A 7,505-nucleotide genomic window follows, 5' to 3' on the forward strand; every position below is an offset into this window, starting at 1 on the left:
ATATACAGGATAGGTATATAGAGGATAACACAGGAGTTTTTAAAATAAATAGAAATAAAGTTAAAAAGGTAGAGGAAGAGTTTGATTTAAGTTTAAGTATAAATGATTTAGCAACTTTAGCTTATGGGTTTAGAGATTATGAATCTTTAAAAAAAATAGAAAGTTTTTATATAAAAAATAAGGATAAAGAGCAGATGTTGAGTAGTATATTTGTAAGAAGAACAAACTATTTTAATCAAGATTTTTAGAACTTTAAATAGCTAAGGAGGGACTATGGAGAGTAGAATAGAATATGTAGAAAAACATCTAGGAAGTTTAGAAGACTTTGTAAGAAAAAATTCCAAATATTACTTAGAAAGTTGGAGAAGTGAAAAGATTAAATTTAATTTTGCAGCATTTCTATTTGAAACATTATGGTTTGCCTATCGGAAAATGTATAAAAGTGCAGTTGTACTTTTACTTATGAATCTTCTTATAAATTTAGCAACATTTTTATTTTTAATAAAAACAAAGTTTTTTATGGGAGGAACTATTTTAGTTCTATTTATTAGGATATATATTGGCTTTAAAGCCAATGATTTTTACTTTATGAAAGCAGAGAAAGTTCTTGAAAAAAGAGGTTTTGAACCAGAAGATAGAGATTGTGGAACAAGTATGTTAGGAGTAGTAATAATAATATTTATAGCAATTGTTTTTCAAGTGTTATTAGATTTTTATTTAGGAGTGACTTTATATTATTAAAATTAAAAAACAGCTGATTTCTCAGCTGCTTTTTTTATTTTTCCATATAGAAAATTACATTCATACTTGCAGTAACATCAACATCATTTGGAACTGTTAAAGGAATTGGAGTATCATCGGCTTTAGCTGCTGAGTTTAACATAAAAGATATTGGTCTAGGCATTGAGTAATTTAAATCAATATTTTTAGGAGAAACTTTAAAGTCATCTATGCCTGCGATTAAAGCAGCTTTATATTTAGCATTTTCATAGGCTAATTTATATGCTTTATCCTCTAACTCTTTTCTATCAGCTATAAAAAAGTTAATCTCTCCAATATTATTTACACCACCATTATTAAGAGCAGTAAGTACAGTACCAGCTTTATCTAAATCATTACTAGTAATTAAAATTTGATTTCTAACAAAGTACTTCATCTCTCCATCTTTTACATTATAATCATTTCTATAATTTAAAGAGTAATTTTCAGTTTTTATATTATTTTCTTTTAAACCACTTTTCTTTAATAAAGCGATGGCTTTATTAACAATATCTGTATTTTCACTAATAGCTGTTTGTGAGTTTTTATTTGTTGTTTCAACAGTAGCTATTATGCTAAAAGTATCAGGTTTTCCTGAAACAGTTCCTGTTCCAGTAACAGAGATTGTAGGCGTTTCATTAGCTAAAGAGAAAGCTGAAGTTAAAAGAAATAAAGTTCCGATTGTTTTTTTCATAAAATCCTCCTAGAATTTTTTTAAAATCAAAGTTTCTAGAGAAAGTTTAGGCACATAGTGTACATTTTCCTCTACATCTCTATGATACTTTAAATTACTAATATTTCCTTTAGTTAAAATAACTTTATCGGTTGGTTTTCCTAGGGCTACTAAAATTTGAGGATTGTAAGTATCCATATCTAAATCAAGAGTTTTAGATACATCTAATTTATTAAAAGCTCCAATTAAACATCCACCAAAACCTAGTTCTGTAGCTTTTAAAAGAATATTTTGGCATGCAATTCCAATATCAATACCTAAAGTTATTGGAGATAAAAGGTTTTCTTTAAGAGTACTAATAAGGATATAGGCTTTGGGTCCCTCTTCTAAAGTTGGACTCCAAGGAATAGCTCCCGCCCAAGCTGTATGAGGAAAAATTTTGTGACATAAACTTTGAGAACTAACAAGGGTGTATCTAAGTGTTTGGCTGTTTCTAGCAGATCCACCTAGATGAGCAGCATTGATTAAACTTTCTAAAGTTTCAATATCAATTTCTGTAGAATCGAAAGTTCTGTGAGAACGAGTTTTGATTAATAGTTCATTTAACATGGATAACCTCCTCAATTATTTTAACACAATACTACTTTATAAATACTAAAAAGTCAACATGTTAAGAGGAAAAAGTGGACAATTGGTGTAAGTTATTATAGAATAAGTTATTATTTTTACAAATTAGGGAGGGAAAATTTATGAATTTTGTATATGATAGAAAAAAAACTGCGGTAATTTATAAAGATAAAGAGCACTCATACTATGAACTTATAAAGATGGCAAAGATATATTCAAGTTTAATGAATATAGATAAAGAGGATAGAGTAGCTATTTTTATGGAGAATAGACCGGAGTATATGGGAGCTGTACTAGGAGTATGGGATAAGAAAGGGACGTGTACTAACTTAGATGCAAGTTATAATGTAGATCAATTGATATATGTTTTCAATGATTCTCATCCTAAATATATAATTACTTCTAATGAGAATATAGAGGTAGTTAAAAAAGCTAAAGAAGAATCAAATTCAAGTATAAAAATATTGAATATTGATGAAATAGATATAAAAAAAGATATAGAGATTGAAAATGCCGCAATTGAATGTTTAGAAAAAGATGCTGTAGCAGTTATGTTATATACATCAGGAACGACTGGGAATCCAAAAGGTGTTATGCTAACTTTTGATAATATAATGTCCAATGTAGATGGTATAGAAGAGATAGAGATGGTAAAACCAGAAGATCGATTATTAGCACTATTACCATTTCATCACATATTGCCTCTATCTTTTACAGTGTTAATGCCTTTAAAATTTGGGTGTTTAGTTGTTATTTTAGATGAGCTATCATCAGAAGCTATAAAAAGAAACTTACAAAAATATAAAATAACTATTGTGATAGGTGTACCAAGAGTTTGGGAGATGTTCCACAAGGGTATTAAAGGAAAGATTAAAGAAAATGCTTTAAGCTACAAACTTTTTAATATATGTAAATCTTTAAATATTATGGCTTTAAATAAAATTGTATTTAAAAAAATCCAAGATGCTTTTGGAGGAAATATAAAATTTTTAGTTTCAGGTGGAGCAAAATTAGATAAAGAGATATGTGAAGACTTCAATATATTTGGTTTTAAAATGTTAGAGGGGTATGGACTGACAGAAACATCACCAATTATATCTTTTAATAGAATGGATAATATCATTCCTGGAACAGTTGGAGTTCCTTTACCAGGAGTTAAAGTTAAATTAGAAGAGGATGGAGAGATTGTTGTAAAAGGTAGAAATGTCATGAAGGGATATTATAATAAACCTGAAGCAACAGCTGAGGCAATAGATAGTGAAGGATGGTTCCATACAGGAGATTTGGGTCAATTTGATGGAGATCATTTAAAAATAATTGGTAGAAAAAAAGAGATGATAGTTTTATCAAATGGTAAAAATATTAACCCATCAGATATTGAAGCTGAAATTATGAAAGAAACTAATTTGATTCAAGAAGTTGCTATAACAGAGGATGAAAAGCATCTTATAGCGATTATCTATCCAGATTTTAAAGTGTTGGAGGAGAAAAAAATTGCCAACGCTAAAGAGGCTATCAAATGGGAAGTTATAGATAAATATAATGTAACAGCACCAAAATATAAGAAAATATTGGATATAGTTATAGTAAAAGAGGAGTTACCAAAAACAAAACTTGGAAAACTTAGAAGATTTATGTTAAAAGATCTATTAAAAGGAAATAATTTAATTAAAGGAACACCAGATGAGATAGTAGCAGAAAAAGAGGTTGAAAAAAGAGTATCTACATCTAAAGAGATTAACAGCCAAGAGTTTAAAGCAATTTCAAAGTTTATTGGAACTCTTCATGATGAAATAGAGATAATTCCAGAATCACACCTAGAGATTGATTTAGGATTAGATTCCTTAGATATAGTTGAAATAATAACGTTTATTCAAAATACTTTTGGTGTTGATATTTCAGAAGAGGATTTCTCAAGAATAAAAACTGTAGAAGCTCTTTGCCAATATGTAAGGGAAAAAGGTGGAAATTTTGAAGAGAAAGAGATCAATTGGAAGAAGATATTTGAAGAACCAGTAGATTTAAAAATGCCTAGTTCAAAATATGTTATCCCAATAACAACTATACTAAAGCCTTTATTTACTGGGTATGTAAAATTAGAAAAAAACATAGGTAAATTGGAAAAAACATCTCCTGTTATATATATAGGAAACCATCAAAGTATGCTAGATGCTTTTGCTTTTGGACAAGCATTACCAAAGGATATATTAAAAAATACGTATTTCTTAGCTATAAATATTCATTTTGAAGGGAAAATAAAAAAATATTTAGCAGAAAATGGAAATGTTATTTTAATAGATGTTAATAAAAATTTAAAAGAAACACTAAAAATAGCAGCTAAGGTTTTAAAAGAAGGAAAAAATCTAGTTATTTTCCCAGAGGGAGCTAGAACTAGAGATGGAGAGTTACAGGATTTCAAAAAAACATTTGCTATACTCTCAAAAGAGTTAGATATTCCAGTTGTTCCTTTTGCAATAAAAGGAGCTTATGACTTAATGCCATATGGAAAAGGTGTTCCAAGCTCAGGAAAAATGAGTATAACAATCTTAGATAAAATACTACCTGAAAGTAGATCAGTGGAAGAGATTGTAAAAATAACTAGAGATTCAATAGAGAAGAGTGTAAATAACTAAAAATAAAAGCTGACATAAAAAATATGTCAGCTTTTTACTTAGCCCGTGATATTGAAATAATAACACAATTATGTTATAATCACTTGATGATTAAAAAAACACCTGTAATAATTTGGGAGGAAAAATTGGAATTTGTAAAAAATCATAATAAAACAGCGATATTTTATGAGGGTAAAGAGTATTCGTATAAAGATTTAATTGCTGGAGCTAAAGAGTATGCATCAATTTTAGATTTGGCAAAAGAGGAAAAAGCAGTAATATTTATGGAAAATAGACCTGAACTGTTGTATGCTTTTTTAGGGATTTGGGATAAAAAAGGAACGTGTGTATGCTTAGATGCTGCCTCAAAAGTATCTGAATTTCAGTATTTTATAGAGGACTGTACACCGAAATATATATTTGTTTCAAATAATACTTATGATATAGCTAAAGAAGCTATTGACCTATCGAGAGTACAAACAACACTCTTAAATGTTGATGAGATAGATCTATCAAAAGCAGATAAAGAGGGAATAATTTATGCTCCAGATAGAGAAGCGGTAGCTTTAATACTATATACATCTGGAACAACTGGAAGTCCAAAGGGAGTAATGTTGACTTTTGACAATATATTAGTGAATATAGAGGGATTAAATAAGTATCAAATGTATGAGCCAACAGATAGAGTTTTAGCATTACTACCAATGCATCACATATTTCCACTTTTAGGATCTGGAATTGTTCCATTGCAACAAGGAGCAACAATAGCATTCTTAAAAGAGTTATCATCTCAAGCGATGGTAGATGCTTTAAATGATTATAAGATAACTATGATGATTGGAGTGCCAAGACTTTGGGAGATGTTACATAAAAAAATAATGGAAAAAATAAATTCAAATAAAGTTATAAAGTCATTATTTAAACTATGTGAAAAACTTGATAATAAAGAGTTAAGTAAGAAAATTTTTAAAAAGGTTCATGATGGATTCGGAGGAAATATAAGATTTTTCGTGTCAGGAGGATCTAAACTAAATCCAGAGGTATCAAGAGATTTTAAAATTTTAGGAATAGATGTTTGTGAAGGATATGGACTTACAGAAACGGCACCTATGATATCTTTTACACCTATAAACCAAGTAGTGCCTGGATCAGCTGGAAAAATAATGGATGGAGTTCAGGTAAAAATAGCTGAAGATGGGGAGATTTTATCTAAAGGTAGAAATTTAATGAAAGGTTACTATAATAAGCCTGAAGCAACTGCAGAGGTTATAGATTCAGAGGGATGGTTCCACACTGGAGATCTAGGAGAGTTAAAAAATGATTATCTTTTTGTGACAGGAAGAAAGAAAGAGATGATTGTTTTATCAAATGGAAAAAATATAAATCCTGTGGAAATTGAGCAGTTTATTTTATCAAAAACAGACTTAATAGAAGAGATGGTTGTAATAGAGTATAACTCTTTACTTACAGCAGTTATATATCCTAACTTTACTAAGGTAAAAGAGCATAGAGTTACAAATATAGTTGAAACACTAAAAACTGGTGTAATAGATAAATATAATGGTTCTACAGCAAACTACAAAAAGATTTTAGACTTAAGAATAGTGCAACAGGAGTTACCAAAAACGAAGATTGGAAAGATAAGAAGATTTATGGTTCCTGCTCTTTTAGAGGGTAAAATAGAGGAAGAAAAAGAGGAAAATATTCCAACTTTTGAAGAGTATAAAGCTATTTCAGATTACTTAACAAGTTTAAAAGGAAAGAAAGTTATGTCAAATGCTCATCTTGAGCTAGATTTAGGGTTAGACTCTTTAGATTTAGTTGAGTTCATAGCTTTTGTTGAAAGTAGTTTTGGAGTTACTTTAACAGAGGAGATTTTAACAGAAAACCCTACAGTAATTAAGATTGCAGAATATTTAAAAGAGAATTCAACAAGTTTAGAGATAAAGGATGTTGATTGGAAAAAAATATTAGAAAAGGATAATTTTGATGGATTACCGAAGTCTAACTCTATGGGTAGATTGTTAAAACTACTATTTAAACCGTTATTTTCATTATACATAAAGATAGAGAAAGAAGGTTTAGAGAATTCTAAAGTTACAAAACCAACAGTATTTGTTGGAAATCATCAAAGTTTCTTAGATGGTTTTATATTTACTCAAAGCATAGATAATAAGGTTTTAGATAACACATATTTCTTAGCGAAGGTAGCACACTTTAAAAAAGGGATTATGAGTTATTTAGGAGAAAACTCTAATGTTATACTAATTGATATTAATAAAAACTTAGCAGAAACACTACAATGTGCAGCAACAGCTTTAAGACAAGGGAAAAATATAGTTATATTCCCTGAAGGAACAAGAAGTAGAGATGGAGAGATGAGAGAATTTAAAAAGTTCTATGGAATATTAGCTAAAGAATTAAATGCAGATATAGTTCCTTTTGGAATAAAAGGAGCATACGAGTTATTCCCAGCTCACAGAAAAATGCCAAAAAGTGGAGTAGTAAAAATAAAATTCTTCCCTAGAGTTTCTTCTGAAACTTTACCTATTGAGGATATTGTAAAAAATAACTTTAATGAGATTAAGCAGTGGGTAGATAAGAGATAGAATAAAAAAAGGTTGCCAAAAGGCAACCTTTTTAATTACTATTAAATTGATAGCATAGGACCAAGGTGTTGTCCACCTAATAGATGGAAATGTAAGTGAAACACTTCCTGTCCTCCATGAGTATTACAATTTGTAATTACTCTATACCCATCTTCAGAAATATTTAAATCGTTAGTAATATCTTTAATAGCTAGATACATAGCAGTTAAATATTCAGAATCCTCA

7 protein-coding genes are annotated in these 7,505 nt (G+C 29.1%); 4 read left to right on the top strand and 3 right to left on the bottom strand.

The window, feature by feature from the left end; genetic code table 11:
* Window positions 1-248, top strand: a 248-nt coding sequence (locus ACRC8M_RS00865; RefSeq protein WP_438527387.1) for a sterol carrier protein domain-containing protein, incomplete at its 5' end; no start/stop codon positions are given.
* A gap of 25 nt (window positions 249-273) precedes the next feature.
* Window positions 274-741 (top strand): DUF2628 domain-containing protein, encoded by a 468-nt coding sequence (locus ACRC8M_RS00870; protein WP_438527388.1) that lies wholly within the window; start codon window positions 274-276, stop codon window positions 739-741.
* A 34-nt stretch (window positions 742-775) separates the two neighbouring features.
* Here the strand turns inward: ACRC8M_RS00870 and ACRC8M_RS00875 are convergent, their stop codons facing one another.
* Both ACRC8M_RS00875 and ACRC8M_RS00880 read right to left on the bottom strand, forming a co-directional pair.
* Window positions 776-1,453, bottom strand: a complete 678-nt coding sequence (locus ACRC8M_RS00875) for an SIMPL domain-containing protein (protein WP_291941413.1) — start codon at window positions 1,451-1,453, stop codon at window positions 776-778.
* A gap of 9 nt (window positions 1,454-1,462) precedes the next feature.
* The gene (locus ACRC8M_RS00880) at window positions 1,463-2,041 is read right to left on the bottom strand and encodes a nitroreductase family protein (protein WP_291941414.1); all 579 of its coding nucleotides are present in this window, start codon (window positions 2,039-2,041) and stop codon (window positions 1,463-1,465) included.
* 140 nt (window positions 2,042-2,181) lie between these two features.
* On the opposite strand from ACRC8M_RS00880, the gene ACRC8M_RS00885 reads away from it, so the two are divergent.
* Both ACRC8M_RS00885 and ACRC8M_RS00890 read left to right on the top strand, forming a co-directional pair.
* Window positions 2,182-4,692, top strand: coding sequence for an AMP-binding protein (locus ACRC8M_RS00885; RefSeq protein ID WP_438527389.1), 2,511 nt, complete (start codon window positions 2,182-2,184; stop codon window positions 4,690-4,692).
* A gap of 125 nt (window positions 4,693-4,817) precedes the next feature.
* On the top strand, window positions 4,818-7,280 hold the full coding sequence (locus tag ACRC8M_RS00890; RefSeq protein WP_438527390.1) for an AMP-binding protein: 2,463 nt from the start codon (window positions 4,818-4,820) through the stop codon (window positions 7,278-7,280).
* Between the two features lie 41 nt (window positions 7,281-7,321).
* Here ACRC8M_RS00890 and ACRC8M_RS00895 read toward each other — a convergent pair.
* On the bottom strand, window positions 7,322-7,505 hold a 184-nt coding region (locus ACRC8M_RS00895; RefSeq protein ID WP_438527391.1), incomplete at its 5' end, for an HIT domain-containing protein.

The sequence above is a fragment of the Cetobacterium sp. genome (assembly GCF_051653945.1).
GTDB lineage: Bacteria > Fusobacteriota > Fusobacteriia > Fusobacteriales > Fusobacteriaceae > Cetobacterium_A.

Coding starts and splice junctions, on each gene's coding strand:
- ACRC8M_RS00870 (WP_438527388.1), top strand. CDS start 274: ATGGAGAGTAGAATAGAATATGTAGAAAAACATCTAGGAAGTTTAGAA.
- ACRC8M_RS00885 (WP_438527389.1), top strand. CDS start 2,182: ATGAATTTTGTATATGATAGAAAAAAAACTGCGGTAATTTATAAAGAT.
- ACRC8M_RS00875 (WP_291941413.1), bottom strand. CDS start 1,453: ATGAAAAAAACAATCGGAACTTTATTTCTTTTAACTTCAGCTTTCTCT.
- ACRC8M_RS00880 (WP_291941414.1), bottom strand. CDS start 2,041: ATGTTAAATGAACTATTAATCAAAACTCGTTCTCACAGAACTTTCGAT.